The following is a 22,237-nucleotide window of genomic DNA, read 5'->3' as shown; positions in this document are numbered from 1 at the left end:
GCCTGTTCGCCGCCCGAGAGACCTTCGACATCCCGGTGGTCGGCATGGCGGAAGCCGCGATGCTGACGGCCTGCATGGCCGGCCGCCGCTTTGCCATCGTCACCTTCGCCCAGGCGCTGGGGCCCTGGTATGAAGAATGCGTGCGTGCCCATGGCCTGTGGGAACGCTGCGCCGGCATCCGCATGCTGGACACGCCGTTCCGCGCGATCTCCGAAGTCGGCACCGAGAAGGAAGACGTACTCGTCGCGCTGGCCCAGCGCGCGATCGTGGAGAACGACGCCGACGTCCTGATCTTCGCCGGCGCGCCCCTCTCCGGACTCGCCGAGCGCGTGGCCGATCGGATCCCGGTCCCGGTCATCGACCAGGTCGTGGCCGCCGTGAAGCAGGCCGAAGCGCTGGTGGCGCTGCGGCTGCGCAAGGCGACGGCCGGCACGTTCAAACGGCCCGCCGCCAAGCCGACCACCGGACTCGCCGGTGCGCTGGCGGCCCGGCTCGAACATCGCGACAGTTGATCAGGCAGGCGGCGGGCGATGCGAAAAACCCAATTCGTTCTCGAGGATCCGCCCAAAAGCAAACAGACGGGATTCGCACCCCGGCGGCGCAATGATCTGGAGGCCGAACGGCAATTCGCCCTGTCCGCACGGTACCGGCACGGTCAGGACGGGGAAGCCGACCAGCGAGACGATGAAGGTCACCGCGAGATAGTCGATCGGCGTCTCCAAGACCGCACCGTCGATCGTCGTGACGTCGCTGATCTCGTTCGGCCACGGGACCACGGAAGCAGCGGGCGCGACCAGGAGATCGGCACGCGTGAACAGGTCGCGAAAGCTGCGATAGACGATCGTGCGGCGGCGCTCGGCATCGAGATAGTCCTGCGCGGAGAGATCGGCCCCGGCCTCGATGTTCCAGATCACGGTCGGCGTCAGCTCGTTGCGGCGCGCCTTGAGCAGATCGCCATAGCTGTTGGCGATGTGAGCCGCACGAAGCGTCCGGAACGTCTCGATCGAACCGCTGCAATCCGGCGCGTCGGACGCGACGTCCGCGACGCGCGCCAGGGCGTCGCAGGCCCCGGCGAAGCGCCGACGGACGTCGCGCGCAACCGGCGCGACGCCGAAATCGGGTGCCGCCGGGCGCGGTGGCGTTGACGCGAATCCCGCTGCCGGCAGTCTCCAGGGCCAGGCAGGCCGTCAAGGCATTCACGCCGCCCTTGGCCGCGCCATACGGCACGCGATTGACCCCGCGCGTAGCCACGGAAGACACGTTGACGATGGCGCCTTCTCCCTGCTCCAGCATGTACGGCAGCACGCAATGGCAGCACCACAACGTAGGGAACAGCGAGCGGCGCACTTCGGCCTCGATTTCAGCCTCGGCGTAATGCTCGAAAGGCTTGGCCCAAATGGTCCCGCCGACGTTATTGACCAGCACGTCGATGCGCCCGAAACGGGCCGTGGCGGCGGCCATCACCCGCGCGCACTCGCTGTATTGTTCCAGGTCGGCGGTCAGCAGCAGCGCTCGCTCATGCTGCAATTCATGCACAAGCTCGGCGCGATCCACCGCGACCAGCCAGGCGCCCTCCTCCAGCAAGCGCTCGGCGACACGCCGGCCGATCCCTTGGGCAGCGCCGGTGACCAGCGCGACCTTGTTGTTAAACCGTTGAGTCATGCGGCAGTCCTCAGGCGGCATCGCACGGGGCGACGGCGTTAGGGGTGAATTTCTCGTAATGGAAGCTGGCCGGGGTCACGCCCTGCTGCATGAAGTGCTCGCGCACCGCATCGACCATCGGCGGCGGGCCGCACAGGTACACGTCGACATCGCCGCCATTGAGGGATTCGTCGGCCATGTGCTGGGTCACATAGCCCTGGCGCGGGTGAGTGGTGTGCGGATCAGCCACGCAGGTCACCAGGTTGAAGTCGGGCAAACGCGCGGTAAAAGCCTGCAACGCCTCGACCATCACCAGGTCCTGATCCCGCGTTACGCCGTAGATCAACCGGATCGGGCGAGTTTCCTGGCGCTGCGCGAGCACTTCAAGCATCGACAGGAACGGCGCCAGGCCGGTACCACCGGCCAGTAACAGCAGCGGCCGCTCCACCTCACGCAGATAGAAACTCCCCAGTGGGCCGGTGATCGCCACGCAGTCGCCCGGATGGGCGCGCTCGAGCCAGCTGCTCATCAACCCGCCGGGCACGTGCTTGATCAGGAAGCTGGCGCGCGTGTCGCCCGGGCGACTGCTGAAGGAGTACGCGCGTGTCTGCCCACTGTCGGGCACGCTGATATTCACGTACTGGCCAGGCAGGAATACCGGCGCCTGGTCCAGCTCGAAACTCGCCTCCACCGCGGCATCGGCATGTCGGGTGATGCCAGCCAGCGTCGCGGCGAAGTGCGTGGTGCCGGTCTTGCAGGCGCTGGACGGCATCGGCACAGCGATCACGCAGTCGGACTGCGGCACCATCTGGCAGGTCAGTACCTGGCGCGCCTGCGCTTCATCGGCGCTCAGGGCGTCGTCGATATAGTCGTCGCCCAAGTCGTAGGCGCCGGTTTCACAGTGGCATTTGCAGGTGCCGCACACACCATCCGAGCAGTCCATGGGCAGGTTGATGCGTTGGCGGAAGGCGGCATCGAGCACCTTTTCCCCCACCTTGCAGTCGATGAAGCGTGTCACCCCATCCTCGAAGTTCAGGGCGATGGCATACGTCATGGCGGTGTCCTCAGATGTGGTAGATGTCGATGACCTGGTGGATGTAGTCGTTTTTCAGCACCACCTTCTTGCGCGTGATCAGCGGCTGCTCGGCACGGATGTCGAGGCGATAGAAGGAGGTACCGAAATAACTGTCGGTGGTTTTGTAGCGGTGGCTGAGGGTGTGCCAGTTGAAACGCAGGTCCACCTGCACGCCGTCGTCGGACAGCACTTCGAGGTTGCACAGCATGTGCACGGTGCGCGGCTCGGGCGTGCTGGCGCTGGAGCGCTCGGTCTTGATGCGGAAGATACGGTCTTCCAGGCCGTCACGGTTGGGGTAGTAGATCAGCGAGATTTCGCGCTGCGGGTCTTCGGTGAGGGTGTCGTGATCGTCCCAGGCGGGCATCCAGAACTCGGCCTTGGGCGAATAGCAGGCCAGCCAGTCATCCCATTGGCGGTCGTCGAGCAGGCGCGCTTCACGGTAGACAAAATCCAGCAGGTGGTCACGGGCGAGGCTCATGGCTGCACCTCGCGGTCGCTGGCAATCAGCCCTCGCTGTTCGCGCTCGATCGCACGTTGCAGGCTTTGGGCCCAGTGCGCATGCTGGCGCACAAACAAACCCTCGTCCTCGGTCTTGACCCCGCTGAGCTGCGGTTGCATGCCCATGACCAAGGCATTTTCGTCCGCGCCTTCGACCCACTGCCTGGCGCCACGGCTCAAGTCATTCCACAAGGTGCTCGCGCCCTGGTAACCGGTCTGGCAGGCGCGGAATTCCTCGAGGTCATCCGGCGTGCCCATGCCGCTGACGTTGAAGAAATCTTCGTACTGGCGAATCCGCGTGGCGCGCTCCTGGGCGCTTTCGCCGATGGGCGCCATGCAATAGATTGTCACTTCGGTTTTATCCACGGCGAGGGGGCGCACCACGCGGATCTGCGTCGAGAACTGGTCCATCAGGTACACATTGGGGTAGAGGCAGAGGTTGCGGGTCTGGTCGACGATAAAGTCGGCGCGCGCCTGGCCAAGGCGTTCGGCCAAGGCCTCGCGGTGAGCGTGCACCGGGCGCACTTCGGGATTGAGCAGGCGCGTCCACAGCAGGATATGCCCGTGGTCGAAGGCGTAGACGCCGCCAAGGCTTTTCGACCAGCCATTGGCGTCGACGGTGCGCGTGCCTTCGGCTTCGTAGTTGCGCCGGCCCATGGTCGCCGAGTAGTTCCAGTGCACGGAGCTGACGTGGTAACCGTCGGCGCCGTTTTCGATTTGCAGCTTCCAGTTGCCGTCATAGACATAGGATGAGCTGCCGCGCAGCACCTCCAGGCCCAAAGGAGCCTGGTCGACCATCTGGTCGATGATGACGCGGGTTTCGCCCAGGTAATCGCTGAGTTCCGGCACCGCGTCGCTGAGGCTGCCGAACAGGAAACCACGGTAGTTTTCAAAGCGCGCCAGGCGCTTGAGGTCATGGGAGCCTTCGCAGTCGAAGCTGTCCGGGTAGGCGCCGGTCTTCGCGTCCTTTACCTTGAGCAACTTGCCGGCGTTGCTGAAGGTCCAGCCATGGAAGGGGCAAGTGAATGAGCCCTTGTTGCCTCGTTTGCGCCGGCACAGCATGGCGCCGCGATGCGCGCAGGCGTTGACCAGGCCATGCAGCGCGCCGTGTTTGTCACGGGTGATGACCACCGGCTGGCGGCCGATCCAGGTGGTGAAGTAATCGTTGATCTCCGGCACCTGGCTTTCATGCGCCAGGTAGATCCAGCCGCCTTCGAAGATGTGTTTCATCTCCAGGGCAAACAGGTCGGGGTCGGTAAAGATGTCGCGGCGGCAGCGAAACACCCCAGTGGCGGGGTCTTCCTGTACGGACTCGCGCAATTGGCAGGCGAGTCGGGCGAGTGTACTGATCATGGGGCGGGCCCTCCGTTGTTCTTGTATCAGGCGCCCTCACCTTACGTGTTCGCCGTGCGCGTCAATATCCGCTGCCTGCACATCGCTATCCGCCAGGCGCACGTCGCTTAACGATGGCGTTTCCAGGTCTGCGACGGCAGTTCGCCGAAGTGTTTGCGATAGGCCTCGGAAAACCGCCCCAGGTGCATGAAGCCATGGTCCAAAGCCACCTCAGTCACGCTGCGCGTACTGCTCAGTTGCAAGCGTGCGTGCACTCGTTCGAGCTTGCAGCGGCGTACATAGTCGCGCGGTGACAGCCCCACCTGGCGCGCAAACAGGCTGTACAGCGAACGTTCGCTGACGTTGGCCACGGTCATCAACTGCTCGACGCTGATGTCATCGCCCAGGTGCTGCTGGATAAATTCGCGCACCGCTTCAAACCCACCGCCGTGGGTAGCCTGGGGGATCACCCGCAACACATTGCTGCCCAGCAATGCCAGCAGCTTGTTGGCCACGATGCGTTCGTACAGGCCCTGCATGTGGGGCTCGGCAGCGTTTTCCGCCTCATGACAGATCAGCCCGAGCAACGGCAGGAAGCCGCCCATTTCACTGAGCGCCTGGCGGGCCGTCGCGAAGCGGATACCCACCTGCGGCAGGCTCCAGTGCTGCTCCAGGCAGGCGTTTTCCAGCAGGCGCACCGGCAGTTTGATGATGAATTTCTCGCAGTCGGCGGAATAGGTGAGGTCTACCGGGTCGTCGGGGTTGATCAGCAGGATTTCCCCCGGCCCGAACACGTCATCCTCGCCACGGGAGCTGGAGCGGCAATGCCCGCTCAACAGGATCTGCAGGTGATAGATGGTCTCCAGCGCCACCGATGTGACCCGTACCGGTGCGCCGTAGCTGATGCGGCACAGGTCCAGGCTGGCGAAGGTGCGATGGCTGATGCTCGCCCGGGGCCGGCCCTTGGGAGGCAGGCGAATGCGGTGGCTGCCCACATGCTGGTTGACGTAGTCCGACACCGCGTAGGCATCGGCGCCCTGGAGAATCTGGCTGCGCTCACTCAATAGCACGGTCATGGTTGCGACTCTTTTATAATTATTGGGCTCAGGCTGACGCCTGGGTAGGGGGGCGTCCAATATGGATAAAGTCTGAAGGGATACCCTGGAGGTATTGTCGGGCGTTCTGCGCCAGGCTTTCAGCGGTGCGTCGGTGCGCGCAGGGCTTGAGGTGACAATGTCGTCCTAAAACGTTGAAACAATACTCTTGGCCGGATTGGACGGGCGCTCGGGACCTAGCGATACCCCCGCGCCTGAACATCGAACAACTCGGCATAGCGCCCACCCGCCACCATCAGCTGTTGATGGCTGCCCTCCTCCAGGATTCGCCCGCCGTCCAGCACGATGATGTGGTCGGCATTGCGCACGCTGGAAAATCGATGGGAAATCAACAACGTCATGCGGCCCTTGGCGTGTTCGCGAAAGTGCTCGAACACCGCCGCCTCGGCGCCGGCGTCCAGCGCGGCCGTCGGCTCGTCAAGAATCAGCAGATCCGCCTCCTGGCGCATATACGCGCGTGACAAGGCGACTTTCTGCCATTGCCCACCCGACAACTCCTGGCCGCCAAGCCAGCGCCCTAACTGTGTGCCGTAGGCCCTGCTCAGGCGCTCGATGAATTCGGCGGCCACCCCCTGGGTTGCGGCCGTGCGCCAGCGCGCCTCATCGTTCAGCGCATCGACGTCACCCACTCCAAGGTTCTCGCCGACGGTCATCTGGTAGCGGATGTAATCCTGGAAAATCACCCCAATGCGCTGGCGCAGTGTCTGTTCATCCCAGTCTTGCAAGTCGCTGCCATCCAGCAGAATGCGCCCCTCGTGCGGGGTATACAGGCGCGTGAGCAGTTTGATCAGGCTGGTTTTGCCCGAGCCATTCTCGCCCACCAGGGCCAGGCTTTGCCCCGGCGCCAAGTGCAGGTTGATGTCAGTCAATGCCTGCCGCTCAGCGCCGGGGTAACTGAACCCCACGTGCTCGCAGCGCAGACCGTCGCCGGGACACGCGCCCTGGGTAAGCCGGCCACTCGGCAGGACCACAGGGGTTAGCAGGTACTCATAAAGGTCCGACAGAAACAGACTGTCGTCATACAGGCCGGCAATGGCGCTGAGGCTGGCGGTGATCGCGCTTTGCCCCTGCTTGAACAGCACGATGTACATGGTCATCTGTCCCAGGCTGGTCTGGCCGCGCACGGTGTCCAGCACCACCCAGGCGTAAGCCACATAAAACGCCGCGGTGCCCAGCAGGCCCAGGGCAAAGCCCCAGGCATCGCGACGCACTGTCAACTGGCGGTCTTCGGTGTACAAGCGTCGGGCGTTGTCGCGGTAGCGCTTGAGGAACAGCGGCGCCAGGCCGAACAGCTTGACCTCTTTGGCATGGGTCTCGTGGGACAGCAGCGATTCCAGGTAATTCTGCTGACGGGTCTCGGGCGCGCGCCGGTGGAACAGGCGAAACGCATTGCCCGAGAAATGCGTCTCGGCGAAGAACACCGGTAAGGCGCCGACCACCAGAATCACCAGCGCCCACGGCGAAAAGTGCACTAACAGCACGGCAAAGCTGATCAGCGCGATCAGGTTCTGCACCAGCCCCAGGCCCTTGGTGACCAGGCTCAGGGGTCTTGTTGACGCGCCCTGGCGCACGCGCACCAGCTTGTCGTGGAACTCGGCGTCTTCAAATTGCAGGAGTGAGAGGGTCTGGGCTTTCTCCAGAATCATCAGGTTGACCTTCACCCCCAACTGCACCCGCAGCAACGATTGCTGCATTGACAACGCGCGCTGGGCGGCGGCCAGCAGCGCCAATACGCCCGCCTCGGCCAGCACGTACTGCATCACTGGCCACACGGGCGCCTGGCTGCCGGCTGCATGAATCTGCATCGCGTGCACCACGCCATCGACAATACGCTGGCCGATCCAGGCTGCCAGCGCAGGCAACAGACCGGCAACGATGGTGGCCAGCAGCAGGCCTATGAATAAGGGACGCGACGTCCCCCACACCAGCTTCAGTGCCCTGCGCGCCTGGATGGAAAACGCGCTCAATCGATTGAACAGCACCATGAATGGCATGGACTCCGTGTGGGGGCTGGGGTGGGACGGGTGGATTATGACAGGCGATGACGTTGCGCACATCCAACGGCGAGGCGACAGGGGCAAGTGGTGGAGCAAGGGGCAACCACGGCAGATTCTCGGCGCGCCGCAGCATGACTACATCCGCGCCTTGATCGCCGCCGCCGATCCTGCAACTGCAAAACGTTGGCAAGACGTTCGCGCTGAAGACGCGACCTTTGTGGCGCTGGAGGACCTGAGCCTGCAGGTCTACCCCGGGCAGACCCTGACGATTGTCGGCGAGTCCGGTTCAGGCAAAAGCACCGCGCTGCGCATCGCCATTTCATGGTGGGTGGTTATCAAGTCATAACCGCTCAAGCCTTGGCAGGCGCCAACTCATAGCGCCGCGCATCGCGAAAGGCCAACATGAACACCAGCACCACACCCAGGGAAAAGATCGCCGGGAACAACCAGATGCTCTGCCACTGGTGACCCGAAGGGGTGGCGTAGTAATCAGAGACATGGCCCGCGACCCAGAAACCGCTCAGCAGGCCAGGGTAATCAGGCCTTGGGCCGAGCTTCTTTCGTAGCCAGCCGGACAAGCGTTCATCAAACTGATGGCATCACTGGGCACTAACCTCTTCCGACTATACGACCGGTCATTACAGGTAAGAGGCGCAATAACACAGGTAAAAATCTCGCCTGACCTGGCAACACCATTGAACGTTTGTTTGCCAGTGCTGTTAGGGTTTGCTTGGCGACCTCGGAGGGCGAAATCTTCTTGCCTTGCTTATCTCTTGTTGCACGAGTGTCGACACTGGGAGGCAATACCTCCAAGACATGCGTTCCATGTCTCACGAGCTGCCGGCGAAGCCCCTCGGCAAAACCGTGCAGGCCCGCCTTGGCGGCGCCGTAGGTCGGTGCTCGCGCGGGCGACACCAGGGCGAAGCCGGAGCTTACGATGACAATTGCCTCTAGGGCCGGCCAGCGCGCCAATGTGGCTGCCGTCAATTGGACCGGTGCCGTCAGGTTGAGGGTGATTTCATCGGCGAGAGCGATCATGTCCGACAGGCCCGCAGCAAAATCCCGCTCAATGAGCTGGCCTGCATTGCTGACGAGAATGTCGAGCTTGCCAAACCGCTCCGTGACGGTGTCCAGTAGCATCGCCTGTTCGGCGACGACAGTCACAGTTGAACAAGTCGGAATTTCAGGCTGGAAAAAGCCGACGTTGGCCCTCGATTCGGAACCTGGTCACCACGTTGCGTGGCTTTCCGGTTCTGCGTTGATCGTTACAGCTTGGTTAATAGGTTGATTTGAGGTTTTTTGCTGATTGCGGGCTTACCTATCCCGTGGTCGGCGGCCCTTGTGAGGTCAGCTTTGCCAGTCCAGTGAACTTGGTTGGCTCAGTGGTCACTTCAAATCGTCACTCATCCTCCAACAACCTGGAAAGACGATTGTCCATTGTGCCGTGGATCATTTATCTATCCCTGCCATTTTCGATCATTCCAAGGGCGATATTTCTGCCTTGCTCCGTGATGCGTGGGGTAACTATGGCAATCACGGCGACGACGTTCAAAAAATATATCTGAGTGCGATACGAGTGCTAATTTTTTTATTTCAGTCGATATCATGACGCCCACTCACTAGCACTGCCGCATCGGTGACCACCGAGGCATTGACTATACGAGGAGCGCGGTGCCTCGATCCCGACTTCGCACGTGCGGCTTTGCTGAATGCGTCTGTGCTCATGCGGACGAAATCAACGAGGTGCGAACCAAGTCAAGCCAAAGAACTTATGCCCCACGCCGGCAAAACCGTGCCAGTCGTCGGAGAAGTATTAATCTCCGCGAATGTAACGTTCAAGTTGCAGTATTAGGTCAGCTTGCTCGGTAATGGCTGTCTTTACCAGATCGCCAATCGACAGTAAGCCAAGCAGTTTTCCGTTTTCTACAACCGGCAGATGACGAAGGTGACTATCGGTCATAATACCCATGCAAGCTTCAATGCTCTGACGAGAGTCCACTGTTACCACTGGCGCACTCATAATAACCCTCACGGGTGTACCTGCCGAGGAGCGCCCCTGTAGCACCATCTTTCGCGCGTAGTCTCGCTCACTGATCACGCCGATTACGATCCCGTTCTCTACGACAGGTAGAGCGCCAATGTTCCGTTCAGCCATAATCCTAACCGCCTCAAGCACCATTTGTTCCGGTGCAACGGTATGTACCTTTTGATTATGTTCTGCTTTTAAAAAAAGTACCTGCGCAACTGTTTTCACCATGACGCTCTCTTATTTTTCTTGAATACGAACGCCCTCTGCCGGGCGCTTAACCCGCAAAGACCACGACAGCCAACAAACATGTCTAAATCAAAAGAAGAAGGTTTAAATCAGTTTAACCTTTACGCATTTTCTTCAAAAAACCTGGCATTGAACCCAGCGTCCGAGATCAATGCTTGCGACTTCGCTCAACCGTCTTCGATGGCACTTCCAAAAATAATTTTTTGTAATCGGATGAGAAACGACCCAAGTGATTAAACCCCCAGCGCATCGCCACCGCCGTAATATTTTCATTGTGGCCGCCCTCCAGCAGCGCCTGCCTTACGGCTTCAAGACGAAAACGCTTCAAGTACAAAGTTGGCGTGATATCAAAGTACTTCTTGAAGTCATCATATAGTTTGAAGCGAGACACTCCAACCGCCCGACCGACCTCGTCCAAATCGACTTCATCGCCAGCATGCTCATGTATAAGCCGCTTGGCTTTCAATAAGTACTCAGGACACCGAGTTCGCGAGAGGCCAACCAACTCGCTTGAATAATTATTTGGCTGCGACAAAATAAAACCCTTTACCAATGCTTTTTCAATGTCACGAGCCACGGCCACATAACCCAATAAGTTACGCGCCTGATCCATCTCCACAAGCAGGTAATTGACAAGCCGCCACCATGCTGCAGGCGCTCCCTGACGTGTACTTATCTGCGTCTCGAAGATAATGGGCTGTTGCGTGGGTCGTTGTAGTAACTCCTCCAACACCTGACGCATTGCTGCACACTTAATTGCGACCTGAATCTTTCGGCAATCACCGGCAATAGAAAGCTCTTGTCTATCATAAGGCGAAATGATTAGTCCATTATCGCTATCGGACATCAGCAATCCATTTGATTTTCGGAGTTCCTGTTGACCACGCACAGGAAGACTGATGCTGTAGCTGTTGAGTTCCGAGGCATCAATATCGATAGTGACATCGGTACCATATTCGATATACCCAATCACCGTAGACATCGACTTCAAAACGTTTCCGGCATGTTGAAAATGAATACGTTGTGGACACGAGGCCTTGAGCTCGTGGGGGCCGCAAATGTTCGCCATCCAAGCCTGCGCACTCTGCAGGTCATGACGTACCGCATGGATGTCTTGAAATTCAACATCGGTTCCCGCATGAGTTTGCAGATTCATCGCAGCACCACAGTGGTTACAGATTAACTGCAACCGTACGTCCAAGGCCTCAGGATCGCTATCCGCATAATGCAAAAATGATCAAAAAAACGCACAAATAAACCTTCTCTATTCATCCTCACGGAAAGCCAGCTCCCCCCCTCAGAAACGGATAGATATCGCCTCAAATGCGGATAGTTGCACCGTACAGAAAGGCATTCAATCGAGGTGAGCCTAACACTACAAAAGGGTGTACCTGATGAACAGCGCTAAAAGTATTACTCAGTGGCAGGAATACATTCAGGGTTGCCTGGATTTTCGGCCCTCCGAAGGTATTTACCGCGTCGCCCGTGACATGTTCACCGAGCCGGAACTTTTCGACCTGGAGATGGAACTGATCTTCGAGAAGAACTGGATCTACGCCTGCCACGAGAGTGAAATCGCCAATCCCAATGACTTTCTGACGATGCGTGCAGGTCGTCAGCCGATGATCATCACCCGCGACGGCAACAACCAGTTTCACGCGCTGATCAACGCTTGTCAGCATCGGGGCGCCACCCTTACACGCGTCAGTAAAGGGAACCAGTCCACCTTCACCTGCCCGTTCCACGCCTGGTGTTACAAAAGTGATGGTCGCCTGGTCAAGGTCAAGGCCCCGGGGGAGTATCCGGAAGGTTTCGACAAGGCCACCCGCGGCCTGAAGAAAGCCCGGATCGAGAGCTACAAGGGATTCGTCTTCATTAGCCTGGACGTCAACGGCAGCGACTCGCTGGAAGACTACCTCGGCGATGCCAAAGTGTTCTTCGACATGATGGTCGCGCAGTCCCCCACTGGAGAGTTGGAAATACTGCCCGGCAAGTCGACGTATAGCTACGACGGAAATTGGAAACTGCAGCACGAAAACGGTCTGGACGGTTATCACGTCAGCACTGTGCACTACAATTACGTCTCCACGGTGCAACATCGCCAGCAAGTCAATGCCGCCAATGGCGGCGTATCCGACACATTGGACTACAGCAAACTGGGCGCTGGTGATGCAGAAACTGACGATGGCTGGTTCTCGTTCAAGAATGGTCACAGTCTCCTGTTCAGCGACATGCCTAATCCATCTGTACGCGCCGGTTATGCCACAGTCATGCCGCGCCTGGTGGAGGAGTACGGCCAGCAGCAAGCGGAGTGGATGATGCACCGCCTGCGCAACCTCAACATCTATCCAAGCCTGTTTTTTATGGATCAGATCAGCTCCCAGCTGCGTATCGTGCGCCCGGTGGCCTGGAACAAGACAGAGATCACCAGCCAATGCATCGGCGTCAAAGGTGAGTCCGACGCAGACCGGGAAAACCGTATTCGCCAGTTCGAGGATTTCTTCAATGTTTCAGGCATGGGAACCCCCGACGATCTGGTGGAGTTTCGCGAAGCCCAGCGCGGATTCCAGGCCCGCCTTGAGCGCTGGAACGAAGTATCACGCGGCAGTGAAAAATGGGTCGAAGGTCCCACCCCTAACAGCGAGGTGCTGGGTATCAAACCGGTACTGACCGGCACCGAGTTCACCCATGAAGGGCTTTACATCAATCAGCACGGATCCTGGCAGCGCTTCCTTTTGCAAGGCCTGGAACAAAAAGCCCTGAAGTTGAAGGAGGTGTGAAATGACCGCACTACAGTATTGCGTCGAACAATTTCTCTACCGCAAAGCCGAGCTGTGTGATCAACAGAACTGGGACGCCTATATCGCCCTGTTTGATGAGCAGAGTGAATTCCACCTGCCGCAATGGGAGTCAGAGCATGTGTACACCACCGACCCCAAGCGCGGTATGTCGCTGATTTACTACGCCAACCGCTCCGGCCTCGAAGATCGCGTGTTTCGTTTGCGCACCGGTAAGTCGGCGGCCTCAACGCCGATGCCGCGCACCTTGCATCAAATCAGCAATGTGCGCATCAACGAGCTCGATAATGGACTACTTGAAGTCAAGGCAGCATGGGTCACGCTCTTCACGCGACAAGGGTTGTCCGAGCAGTTCTACGGCCATGTGACCTACCACCTCAAACCCGTCGCGGACAGCTGGAAGATCACTCGCAAGCACATCGTATTGCTCAACGACACCATCAACTCAGTGCTTGATTTCTATCACCTGTGAGCTGAGGAGCACGCTGTCATGAATCATAAAGTCGCTTTCAGCTTCGCCGACGGCAAGACCTCGTTCTTCGAGGTCAAGCCAAACGAGTTGCTGCTCGACGCCGCGCTACGTAATGGCGTAAACATCCCCCTGGACTGTCGCGAAGGTGTTTGCGGGACGTGCCAGGGGCGCTGCGAATCAGGCCAATACACTCAAGATTACGTCGATGACGAGGCCCTTTCCGAACAGGACCTGGCGCAACGCAAGATGCTCTCTTGCCAGACCCGCGTGCAATCGGATGCCTCGTTCTACTTCGACTTCGATTCGAGCTTGTGCAACGCTGGGGCCACTCAGTTATTGCAAGCGGTGATCACTGGTGTAGAGCAGGTTTCGGCCACCACGGCGATCCTTCACCTAGATGCTTGCTCCCACTCCCAGCAATTGGACTTTCTTCCGGGGCAATACGCTCGACTGCATGTACCTGGCACCGATGAGTGGCGCTCCTACTCATTTGCCAACCGACCCAACCCCAATAACCAGCTTCAGTTTCTCATCAGGCTGTTGCCTGATGGAGTGATGAGCAACTTCATCCGCGAGCATTGCCGCCCCGGAGAAATGCTCGAGTTCGAGGCGCCTTTGGGTAGCTTTTATCTACGTCAGGTCAGTAAGCCTCTCGTCCTGGTGGCAGGAGGAACCGGCCTATCGGCCTTCCTCGGAATGCTGGATACCATTGCCGAAAAAGGTGGTTGCGGACACCCGATCCAACTGTTCTATGGCGTCACGCAGGATAATGACCTCTGCGAAACTCAACGCCTGGCTGACTATCGCGACAGAATCGCAAACTTCGATTATCACTTGGTGGTATCGAAGCCGTCAGAACACTGGAAAGGTAAAACCGGCTGGATTCCTGATCACTTTGACCGCCAGTCGCTCGAAGCCAATCCATTCGACATTTATCTGTGCGGTCCCCCGCCGATGGTCGAAGCGATTAAAACCTGGTTCAACGATCAGAAGATTGAGCGGTTCCAGATGTATTACGAAAAATTCATCGAGAGCAATTCCAAGCACTGAGGTTGCATGAGGAATATCTGGTGCAGACCAGATATTCCTGTGCTTTTATCATCATCATCCGCCGACGCTGCTGATCAATGCCCCAGCGTCGAACTCTCAGCGATCAAAACGATCTGCCAAATGCCGTAGCGCTTTGGCCTGAGCGAGTAGATCCTCACCAATCCGCTGACCGTCCAATGCCTTATCAACGCTTTGCGTCGACAGCTCGGACACTTGCATAACCTGTTGCGACAAGCTCTCGACCACTTGGGATTGTTGCTCCATGGCGGATGCGATCTGCATGCTCATACCCGATATCTGGGTCAGTGAAAAACTCACTCCAACCAAATTGCCTTGGACTGATTCCACCTCACACGTACTGTTTCGCGCGAACTCCCGCCCCTCCTTGGTCAGTTGTACGGTGCGTTCGGTGGCATTACGCAGTTGCAATAACAGCGGTTGGATCTGCTGTGTTGCTTCCTGCGTCCGAGTTGCCAGTTGCCGTACCTCGTCGGCAACGACACTGAACCCCCTGCCCGCTTCGCCCGCGCGAGCGGCTTCAATAGCCGCGTTCAGAGCCAGTAGATTAGTTTGTCCGGCAATCGAACTGATGATGTTGGTAATAGCGCCAATGGACTCGGTAGAGCTGGCCAGTTGTTGAACCGCCAGTGCAATATCCCCAACTGATGCACTGAGCTGCTGCATTGCATCGAGGCTTTTGCCAGACAATTGTTCGCCATGATTGGCAAGCCGGGCAGCTTCCTGAGTGGCCAGATTGGTCGCCTGAACATTGCTGGCAACTTCCTGAATGGTGGCGCCCAATTCGCTTAGGGCGGTCACCGACAAGTCGGTTTCATCGCGTTGACGTTCGAGGCGCAGGGTTTCGCCCTGGATCAGTTGGGCAAGCTCGACCACCCGCTGCTCTACGACGCCCCCGGTCGTCCCTATTCGTGATAATGCGCTGTGCAAACGACGTTCTTCGGCAACCAGGGCCATCTCCATCAACGCTGCAACACCTGGCGCGCTGCTGTAAATTTTCGCGGTCAATCGATCGGCAAACGCTTTGGGATGCGCCACAAAAACCTGCTTGACGGCTCGGGTATGCCGCCAATCCTGAATACCCGCCATAACGAGCGATCCAGCAACAATGAAAGCGCTCTGGGCCATAGGGGCGTTCAGTTGCCAAAGGCCTGCCGACAACAGTAATCCGAGCGGCAGGTTCGGTAATGCAACGCCCATCAGTTGATGGACATGAGAACTCCACTGCAGAGCGCCGCCTCCAGATTTCAGTCGTGAGTAAAGCTTTTCTGCACGCTCACATTGCGCTTGCGAGGGTGAGCTATAGACAGCCCCATATGCCTGAATTCCATCATCGCCGAACACTGGTTTTATGTAGACGTTCAGCCAGTACGTTGAACCGTCCTTGCGCCTGTTCTTCAAAAGTCCCATCCAGGGTTTTCCCTGTTGCAGCGCGTTCCACAAGCTTCTGAAAATATGTGCAGGCATATCAGGGTGTTTCAGAAGACTGCTTGACTGTTGCAACAGCTCCTTAATCGTATACCCGCTAAGTTTGATAAACGCTTCGCTACTGTGCGTAATGCGCCCCTGCAGGTCGGTACGACATATCAGAACACCCTTGTCAGAAGAAGAAGTAGGAGATGCAGACATGGCTGAAGGCCCCAAAAAGGAAAAAAAAACCTGCCCCCCTAGGGGGCAGGCAGAAGACCAAAGTAATCGAAGCTATGGAGCACACTAACGATGGCAGTCTTAAAAGTGATGGACATACCGAACTTGCACACGACTACCTTCAGGACGATTCTCGACGTCTTGTTCGAAGTACGCATTCACAAACACATGATCCTCTTGGGAAAAGCTGTACATCGCCCCAGGTCCGATAGCCCACACCTTTTCGCGGCGGCCAGAAACCTCATGACCGTCAACTTTGGTATCGGTGATTTGCTTCAACCAATAGCCATTGATACCCACACGCAGCTGCGGCGTCACCGCATACTCGGTAGCAAAGTTTGCGTGTAAAGCCTGGCCTGCTTGCATATCATCGGCGCCACCAAACCCTGGGCCCGGATCATCGTTCTTGCCATTGTAAAGATAGTGAGCACGAACTGACGCCGTCCATTTTGGAGTAAACCAGTAAGTGGCCGCCCAATAGGGGTCAAACGACCAAGCGTTCGCACCGGGGTTGATGCCATGTTTATTGTCGTAGTTACCGTTAGGAACATTGACCTGCAATTCAATGCGGTGTGCGAAACGCGGCCCATCCGGCCCCATGATCGGATCAAACTGGATCATCGGCCCCACTAGCAGATCACCTACGCCACTTTGGCCCTTTAGCGCCGCATTATTCAGTCCGTCATCTACCTCCATGCGGGTTACAAAAGGCAGCAACACATTTATGCCCAGCGTTGCATTGCCAACGCGAAGATCGGAAAAATAGCTGACTTGTGTCACTGCAACCTGATAATCCAGTTCTTGCGTGGGTAAACCTAGGGCCTTGCCATTTTGATCTCGAAAACGATTAGCACTGTAGTTCTGGAAATACTCCTGGAAATACCACCCCGCTCCCGCCGGCGGGGCGCCATCGAGAAAACTGGTGAATCCAAGATTGACTACCGGCAGGTCATACGCGTACGCCGGGGAGATACACAAGAGACCAGACCCCAACACGCATACCGACAGCAGTTTTATTTTTATTTTCATGACGCTCTCCACTTTCAGCAAGGCCAAAGGCAGAGTAATTGAACGTAGTAATGGGCGCCTAAAGGCCAGCCGTTAACACATAACGTTGAGCCCTCGCCACACCAGCCACGCTTCAACAACTCTAAATACCCATAGGATGTTCAGCAGGCATTTGTGTTTTTACAGCCACTATTTTTCAGTGTGCGGCTGATCAGATCATGATTACCGCATCTCTTTCTGACTATCCGACAACTGCACGCGTTATCCACTATGCGCAGATAAATCCAATGGGTTATTTTTTTCAGGCGACGGATTGATCCGCCTGCATTTAAGATGCAAAGCTGCTGGTAAGGCGGGCTTCGGCCTCTCCAAAAATAAATGGCATTAATTTTTTATTTAATTATCCGAGCGCACTAATAAGTACATATGAATAGCCTAAGAAAAGTTGCACTTATAACGGGTGCTGGACGGAACACCGGGCGGGGGATCGCCCTTCGCTTGGCCAAGGAGGGGGCTAATATTGTGTTGGTCGATAAGGACGCAGCGCAGCTGAACGAGACAGCCGATCAGATCACCGCAACCGGTCGTCGAGTGTCAGTTTACTTGACCGATATCACCGGACGAGAACAACTTCGTGACGCCGTCGATCATGCTGAAAAAACATTCGGCACTTTGGACATCATGGTCAATAACCCCTGCTTTGAGAGAAAAGATGCAGACGCTGCTATTGGCTATGAAGAAGTCGAACAACTGATCAATCACAGTATTCACAGCACCTGTTGGGGTATTCAGGTCGCGGCGGACACGTTTCGTCAGCGACGTCGAAAAGGCACGATCGTCAATGTATGGTCCAGCGCCGGGCACGAGAGCGCGTCTTGGGTGGATATCCACACCGCGTCAAAAATGGCGTTGCGTGCGCTGACTCAGGCTGCATCCAGAGAGCTGGCTCCGGACGGAATCATGGTCACTCTGCAATGCTTCGGAACCATCATTCCCGCAGCGAGATACGTGTCATAGCAACAGGCGTACTTCGCCGCTCAGGAAGAACGGCGAAGTGCAACATCGTCTGCCTTATCGGCTCAAACCAGGATGCTCTGCCGCCACTCGATACTGCCCACCGTGAAATACCAGCGGGTCCCCTCCGCCTTGGCGATAGTGTTCGATTTGTCCAAGGAAGATCAGATGGTCACCCCCTTCATACTGAGTGATATTACGGCAGACCAGCGTGGCGATCACGCCATCGAGAAGCGGCACTCCAGACTCTCCGGCCTTGAAAGCCACCCCGGAAAACTTGTCTGGCGCAGGTCGTGCAAAACGTCCGGAGATATCATGCTGGTCCGCGCCCAGAACGTTGATCGCAAAATGATTGCACGAGAGGTAATCCGCGAGACTCGGAGCGTTGCGAGCAATGCTCCAGAGCACCAGCGGCGGGTCGAGCGAGACCGATGAAAAAGAATTCGCGGTCATGCCAACATTGCGTCCATCGGATGTGCGGGTAGTGATGACGGTAACACCCGTGGCAAATTGCCCGAGGAGATTGCGCAGTTGGCGCGGATCGCAATCCTGTGCGTTGATCAGATCACGTTCGATGGATTCTGCAGTAATTGCATTCATGATGAACTCCTGGCTCGATGGCGGCTCAAGCGGCCTGACGAGTCTTCTTCTGAATAAAGGCCTGGCAAGACTGCGCTTCGAACCACCAAGGTGCAAAGGTACGTGGATCATCAAAGCCGTTAGCTATAGCCGATGCCAGCGGTTGCGACTGGCTCGCGGCACCGAGCAGTTCGAGCAGGTGCTGAGGCGGTGGAGTCAGCATAGTGTTGGTCCACTTGACCACATGCTGGGCGTAGCTCCAGTACAGCTCGAACGTGTCGTGCATCCAGTCGGGATCAAAGTCTTGCGCGCCACGCGCGACAATCGCGTCCAGGTAAACCTTGCTGCACTTGGCGGCATTGTTCGAACCCTGGCCGGTAATCGGGTCGTTGACTACAAGAGCATCGGCCATACCAAAGACCTTGCGGCCAGACGGCAGCGTCAACACCGGTTTGCGTACCATCGGCGTGAATCTGCCGGACAAGAAACCCTTGTCATCGGTTATTTCCACGGAGCGACAGCGTTCGGCTTCCCAAGGAACGTAGCGATTGACCAGCTCCAGGCTTTTCTCGAGATGTTGCTCGGCAGACGTAATCCCCTGCCAGCAGTCCATCGGACCGCCCGGAATCCCTTCGAAGACCATGATTTCGCAAGGTCCGGTGGTCGTGAGGCAAGGAAACACAAAGTACTCGCCGACACCTGGAATGAGATTGAAGCTGACCCGGGAAAACGGCGACATCGGTGTCATGCCCTTCACATAGGTCAATGACAGCGCCCTTTGCGGTTGCTGAAACTGAGTCCGCTCGGCATCTTTTTCAAACAGATTGACGATTTCGCCCTTACCCGCCGCCAGCAGTACCAGGTCGTGGCTGGTCGACAAAAGCTCCAACTCGGCCACACCGACATCCTGGATAATGACCTCGCCGCCACGCTTCGCGACCTCGTCCATCCAGACTGGCATTTTCAGGCGCTGATCAACTGATTGGGCGTAGCGATCCAGCCGGGTACTCCAATTGAACAGTGGCTCATTCGGCTTCTCTGGATTAGGTACTGCCAGACCAATACCTTCTACGGCCGGGCACTGGTCTTCCCAAAAGTTGAGGCCCAAATCACGCTCGCTTTGCAGGGCGGCGTTGAACATGCACTGACTTGACATCACTTTACCGTTGCGAATGTCTTCGCCATTACGATTGGTGGCCAGGGTTACATGATAGCCCTTGGCGAGCAGGCCTAGAGCGAGTTGCAGGCCGGCTTGACCGGCTCCGACGATGGCGATTCGACGCATTGTTATTCTCCTGGTTATCGACGGTTACAGGTGCAGCATTCGGCAGTCGCCGAACAGGGTTTCTTGTTAGTGTTCTGTGTTACTCGGCAAGCCGTGGTATCGCCGGCAGGTTCTGCTCCGGCCCCATGACCGAGTAGCCTCCATCGACGGCATAATCCGCTCCCGTCACAAAGCTGGCGGCTGGCGAACATAAAAACGCCACCACATTGGCCACCTCGGAGGGTTCTCCCAAGCGACCCAACAGGTGATAGGAAGCAGCGACTGCATCAGCCTTTTCGCGGTTACCGCCACTGGCCTGGTCGATCACCCGCGACCAGGTCCAGCCAGGCGACACCGAGTTAACGCGGATACCATCGGCGGCCAGGTCCATGGCCATGCAGCGAGTCAGCTGCACCATCGCGGCCTTCGAGACTGGATAGAGCCAACGCCCGGTCTGGGCACACTTGGCCGAGATGGAAGTAAAATTCACAATCGCGCCACGTCGGGCTTTAAGGTCCGGATGCACCGCTTGGGTCAATGCCACCGCCGACACCAGATTCACATCAAGCGCCTGTAGCCAATCCTGGCGGCTGGAAGCAAAGCCCTGGTCGCTGTATGTGCAGGCCAGATTGATCAGCAGATCGACCCCACCTAAACGTGCTCGAACTTCTTCGACTGCTTGCGCGATGAGTTCGTCATCCGTCACATCGAGGTGAAAAAATGTCGCTCGCTCACCGAGCTCGGCAGCGGTCTTGAGACCCGCTTCACGATCTATATCGAACAGCGCAACGCTAGCCCCTGCGTCCATCAACGCCCGAGCGACGGCGGAGCCAATCAGGGTCGCACCACCGCTGATTACAGCAACCTTGTTCTGTAGATGAGACATGGTTATCCCCTTAAACCGACTTGTCGGCGCTGGAGGCCCAGCTCGGCATCAGCGTATTGGAGGGCAGCGACTCATCAAGCAACTTTTGCGCAGTCACCACACCCGCCACTGGAAGCCCAGTCGGGTCAAGCAGGCCGATCTGAACAAGCACACTGGCCTGATCCCAGTAGATATGTTCGTGATAGAGCTTGGGACCGCGGAACTTGACCACGCCAAGCATCGGGATTTCGACGTAGCGCCCGGTCGGTGCCACCCCGGGAAGCATCCAGTCGATCTCCGAGTCATGGGTAAAGCTCATGATGAATTCATCAACGATCTGTGATGCACCCACCGTGCGTGACAGTGGTGTCAGCACCATGTCCTTGGGATTGCCATGGACGAAGTGATGCTGATAGAACCGGCTCAACTCTTTTGCACCCACGCCACCGGTCATGGTTGGGATGTGATTGACGTAAGGCTCGGCGACCATAGTGGCCATGGTCGCAGGTACGTCCCGGGTATCGAACTCGTGTCGCACGTGCTCATCCCAGAGATCGGAAAGGTTGTAGTCCGGTCCTAGAACCCGACGCAATGCAGCAACCGTCCGTTCGTGAGCCAACAGTGCCGACGGTTTGTGATAGTGATGACCGTTTGGGCGAGCAAAGGCGTGATCAACCCCTGGGTAAACGTAGAGTTCGACGCCTGGCTTATCGTGCAGGACCTTCTGGATCGCGGACCGAGCTTCGGCGGGGCAGAACTGATCCTGCTCTGCCATATGGAGCACCAGACGCCCCTGCAGTCCTTCAGCTTCCGACAAGGCGTTTTCAATACCCACGCCGTAGTAACCGACGGCACAAGCCACCTCAGGCAACCGGCAGGCCGCCAGGTAAGCCAACTTGCCACCCAGGCAGTAGCCGACAACACCCAGGTCACCCGGTTTACATTGAGGTAAGGTCTCCAAGGCATTCAGACTGGCGCGGACATCATCAATGCCAAGTGCCTCGTCGAAACCCTGGTAGAGCTCATAGGCACGACCAAAGTCTGCCTCGGTATAACCTAACTCGACACCAGGCTCCTGGCGCCAGTAAAGGTCCGGCACCAGCACGGTGTACCCTTCCTCGGCCAACAGGTCGGCGACTTCACGCATAGCCTGGTTAACGCCAAAGATTTCCTGGCAGAGCACCACGCCCGGCCCGCAACCATCGACAGAGGTCGCCAGGTAAGCCTGGAAGTGACTGCCGGAAGCAACCGGCACGCTGACATACTGGCCTTTCATATCGAGTCTCCAATGGTTCAGGTACGTTGGAGATGATATTGGGCACCTTCAGCGGTGCCGACTATCCGCTGAATGCGATGCCTATCCGTGACATGCGGGAAGTTATCAGGCGTCGCAGGACCGATGCGCAGAATGAAATAAAGCAGTGTGAGCGCCTAACGACAAACAGAGCGAGATATGTTGCAGTGTAGTGGTCTAATGAAACCGGACACCCATTTAGGCGAGAATACTCGCCACAGAGAGGTGTCTGATGACCAAACAACGCCGTACCTTTTCCCCTGAATTCAAACGCGAGGCTGCCGACCTCGTTCTT

General features: G+C 57.6%; 22 protein-coding genes and 2 pseudogenes. 7 read left to right on the top strand and 17 right to left on the bottom strand.

All coding sequences use genetic code 11. From position 1 onward, the window contains the following. The coding region (locus AACY44_RS27075) for an aspartate/glutamate racemase family protein (RefSeq protein ID WP_339531473.1) at window positions 1-512 on the top strand (512 nt) is incomplete at its 5' end. On the opposite strand, the gene AACY44_RS27070 is transcribed toward AACY44_RS27075, so the two are convergent. From AACY44_RS27070 to AACY44_RS27040, 7 genes and pseudogenes are all read right to left on the bottom strand, one after another. After that, a complete protein-coding gene (locus AACY44_RS27070; RefSeq protein WP_339531475.1) occupies window positions 513-950 on the bottom strand; it encodes an amidase family protein in 438 nt (145 codons plus the stop codon). A gap of 169 nt (window positions 951-1,119) precedes the next feature. Continuing rightward, window positions 1,120-1,662 (bottom strand): annotated as a pseudogene (locus AACY44_RS27065) (SDR family NAD(P)-dependent oxidoreductase); the annotation flags it as partial. A gap of 10 nt (window positions 1,663-1,672) precedes the next feature. Continuing rightward, window positions 1,673-2,695 carry a benzoate 1,2-dioxygenase electron transfer component BenC gene (gene benC, locus AACY44_RS27060; RefSeq protein WP_339531471.1) on the bottom strand — a complete coding sequence of 341 codons (1,023 nt, stop codon included), beginning with the start codon at window positions 2,693-2,695 and terminating at the stop codon, window positions 1,673-1,675. 10 nt (window positions 2,696-2,705) lie between these two features. Continuing rightward, the gene (gene benB, locus AACY44_RS27055) at window positions 2,706-3,194 is read right to left on the bottom strand and encodes a benzoate 1,2-dioxygenase small subunit (protein ID WP_339437127.1); all 489 of its coding nucleotides are present in this window, start codon (window positions 3,192-3,194) and stop codon (window positions 2,706-2,708) included. Further along, entirely contained in the window at window positions 3,191-4,567 is a 1,377-nt protein-coding gene (locus AACY44_RS27050) for a Rieske 2Fe-2S domain-containing protein (protein WP_339531468.1), read from the bottom strand. The genes benB and AACY44_RS27050 overlap by 4 nt, the downstream gene beginning before the upstream one ends. 107 nt (window positions 4,568-4,674) lie before the next feature. After that, a complete protein-coding gene (locus tag AACY44_RS27045; protein ID WP_339531466.1) occupies window positions 4,675-5,622 on the bottom strand; it encodes an AraC family transcriptional regulator in 948 nt (315 codons plus the stop codon). A gap of 215 nt (window positions 5,623-5,837) precedes the next feature. Further along, window positions 5,838-7,646: an ABC transporter ATP-binding protein gene (locus tag AACY44_RS27040; protein ID WP_339419125.1), complete on the bottom strand. Its 1,809-nt coding sequence runs from the start codon at window positions 7,644-7,646 to the stop codon at window positions 5,838-5,840. Window positions 7,647-7,692: 46 nt separating this feature from the next. On the opposite strand from AACY44_RS27040, the gene AACY44_RS27035 reads away from it, so the two are divergent. Further along, on the top strand, window positions 7,693-8,004 hold the full coding sequence (locus tag AACY44_RS27035; protein WP_445261143.1) for an ATP-binding cassette domain-containing protein: 312 nt from the start codon (window positions 7,693-7,695) through the stop codon (window positions 8,002-8,004). Between the two features lie 4 nt (window positions 8,005-8,008). Here the strand turns inward: AACY44_RS27035 and AACY44_RS27030 are convergent, their stop codons facing one another. Beyond that, window positions 8,009-8,236 carry a hypothetical protein gene (locus tag AACY44_RS27030; protein WP_339437130.1) on the bottom strand — a complete coding sequence of 76 codons (228 nt, stop codon included), beginning with the start codon at window positions 8,234-8,236 and terminating at the stop codon, window positions 8,009-8,011. Window positions 8,237-8,267: 31 nt separating this feature from the next. Next, window positions 8,268-8,822 (bottom strand): SDR family NAD(P)-dependent oxidoreductase, encoded by a 555-nt coding sequence (locus AACY44_RS27025; protein ID WP_339437131.1) that lies wholly within the window; start codon window positions 8,820-8,822, stop codon window positions 8,268-8,270. Window positions 8,823-9,088: 266 nt separating this feature from the next. Here AACY44_RS27025 and AACY44_RS27020 point away from each other — a divergent pair. Then, window positions 9,089-9,223: pseudogene (locus AACY44_RS27020) on the top strand (DUF4400 domain-containing protein); the annotation flags it as partial. 248 nt (window positions 9,224-9,471) lie between these two features. Here AACY44_RS27020 and AACY44_RS27015 read toward each other — a convergent pair. Together AACY44_RS27015 and AACY44_RS27010 are read right to left on the bottom strand one after the other, a co-directional pair. Beyond that, window positions 9,472-9,912, bottom strand: a complete 441-nt coding sequence (locus AACY44_RS27015; RefSeq protein ID WP_339437147.1) for a CBS domain-containing protein — start codon at window positions 9,910-9,912, stop codon at window positions 9,472-9,474. A gap of 169 nt (window positions 9,913-10,081) precedes the next feature. Then, on the bottom strand, window positions 10,082-11,089 hold the full coding sequence (locus AACY44_RS27010) for an AraC family transcriptional regulator (protein WP_339437132.1): 1,008 nt from the start codon (window positions 11,087-11,089) through the stop codon (window positions 10,082-10,084). Between the two features lie 238 nt (window positions 11,090-11,327). Between AACY44_RS27010 and antA the strand changes: the two genes are divergently transcribed. Genes antA through antC form a run of 3 tightly spaced genes read left to right on the top strand, consistent with a single transcriptional unit; the run spans window position 11,328 to window position 14,253 of the window. After that, complete coding sequence (gene antA, locus AACY44_RS27005) at window positions 11,328-12,713, top strand: anthranilate 1,2-dioxygenase large subunit (protein ID WP_339437133.1); 1,386 nt, start codon at window positions 11,328-11,330, stop codon at window positions 12,711-12,713. Between the two features lies 1 nt (window position 12,714). Next, window positions 12,715-13,203, top strand: a complete 489-nt coding sequence (gene antB / locus AACY44_RS27000; RefSeq protein WP_339437134.1) for an anthranilate 1,2-dioxygenase small subunit — start codon at window positions 12,715-12,717, stop codon at window positions 13,201-13,203. Window positions 13,204-13,221: 18 nt separating this feature from the next. After that, entirely contained in the window at window positions 13,222-14,253 is a 1,032-nt protein-coding gene (gene antC, locus AACY44_RS26995; RefSeq protein ID WP_339437135.1) for an anthranilate 1,2-dioxygenase electron transfer component AntC, read from the top strand. Between the two features lie 96 nt (window positions 14,254-14,349). On the opposite strand, the gene AACY44_RS26990 is transcribed toward antC, so the two are convergent. Both AACY44_RS26990 and AACY44_RS26985 read right to left on the bottom strand, forming a co-directional pair. Continuing rightward, on the bottom strand, window positions 14,350-15,900 hold the full coding sequence (locus AACY44_RS26990) for a methyl-accepting chemotaxis protein (RefSeq protein ID WP_339437136.1): 1,551 nt from the start codon (window positions 15,898-15,900) through the stop codon (window positions 14,350-14,352). Between the two features lie 99 nt (window positions 15,901-15,999). Continuing rightward, the gene (locus AACY44_RS26985; RefSeq protein ID WP_339437137.1) at window positions 16,000-16,947 is read right to left on the bottom strand and encodes a SphA family protein; all 948 of its coding nucleotides are present in this window, start codon (window positions 16,945-16,947) and stop codon (window positions 16,000-16,002) included. Between the two features lie 405 nt (window positions 16,948-17,352). On the opposite strand from AACY44_RS26985, the gene AACY44_RS26980 reads away from it, so the two are divergent. Continuing rightward, complete coding sequence (locus tag AACY44_RS26980; protein ID WP_339437138.1) at window positions 17,353-17,943, top strand: SDR family NAD(P)-dependent oxidoreductase; 591 nt, start codon at window positions 17,353-17,355, stop codon at window positions 17,941-17,943. A 54-nt stretch (window positions 17,944-17,997) separates the two neighbouring features. On the opposite strand, the gene AACY44_RS26975 is transcribed toward AACY44_RS26980, so the two are convergent. The 4 genes from AACY44_RS26975 to AACY44_RS26960 form a co-directional block, all read right to left on the bottom strand. Continuing rightward, the gene (locus tag AACY44_RS26975; RefSeq protein WP_339437139.1) at window positions 17,998-18,540 is read right to left on the bottom strand and encodes a flavin reductase family protein; all 543 of its coding nucleotides are present in this window, start codon (window positions 18,538-18,540) and stop codon (window positions 17,998-18,000) included. Between the two features lie 25 nt (window positions 18,541-18,565). Continuing rightward, on the bottom strand, window positions 18,566-19,804 hold the full coding sequence (locus AACY44_RS26970; RefSeq protein WP_339437140.1) for a styrene monooxygenase/indole monooxygenase family protein: 1,239 nt from the start codon (window positions 19,802-19,804) through the stop codon (window positions 18,566-18,568). A gap of 79 nt (window positions 19,805-19,883) precedes the next feature. Further along, window positions 19,884-20,669, bottom strand: a complete 786-nt coding sequence (locus AACY44_RS26965; protein ID WP_339437141.1) for an SDR family oxidoreductase — start codon at window positions 20,667-20,669, stop codon at window positions 19,884-19,886. A gap of 10 nt (window positions 20,670-20,679) precedes the next feature. Beyond that, a complete protein-coding gene (locus AACY44_RS26960) occupies window positions 20,680-21,924 on the bottom strand; it encodes a dienelactone hydrolase family protein (protein WP_339437142.1) in 1,245 nt (414 codons plus the stop codon). Window positions 21,925-22,237: the final 313 nt, after the last annotated feature.

Origin of the sequence: Pseudomonas sp. RA_15y_Pfl1_P11 (assembly GCF_963970975.1) — a bacterium.
In the GTDB taxonomy this organism is placed as follows: domain Bacteria; phylum Pseudomonadota; class Gammaproteobacteria; order Pseudomonadales; family Pseudomonadaceae; genus Aquipseudomonas; species Aquipseudomonas tritici.
Note: the sequence above shows the minus strand (reverse complement) of the source record. Positions and strands in the feature narration are given on the sequence as shown.